Consider the following 289-nt stretch of genomic DNA (forward strand, 5'->3'; position numbering starts at 1 on the left):
TGGAGAGCGAAGGCTTCGCCTGGGAACGCTATGTCGACATCTTCGACGGCGGCCCGACGATGACTGCGCGCACCGATCAGGTGAAGACGGTGCGTGACGCGAAAACGGCGAAGGTGGTGGCGATCGAAGCCGGTGGCGAGGCGGCGCTGGTCGCCACGGGCAGGCTCCAGCAGTTCCGCGTGACCCAGGGCCGCGTGGCCGAGCGCGAAGGGGGCGTGGCGATCGACTCGCGTACCGCCGAGCTGCTCGGCGTCGGCACGGGCGGCGAAGTCATGCATGTGGGGCGGTG

The 289-nt window shown here is 69.9% G+C and carries 1 protein-coding gene; it reads left to right on the forward strand.

Annotated features, from left to right (window positions below; genetic code table 11):
• Positions 1 to 289 (forward strand): arginine N-succinyltransferase (locus tag NLU14_RS21460; RefSeq protein ID WP_275710452.1); only part of this gene is annotated, 289 nt, incomplete at both ends.

This window comes from Marinobacter iranensis (assembly GCF_029207565.1).
In the GTDB taxonomy this organism is placed as follows: domain Bacteria; phylum Pseudomonadota; class Gammaproteobacteria; order Pseudomonadales; family Oleiphilaceae; genus Marinobacter; species Marinobacter iranensis.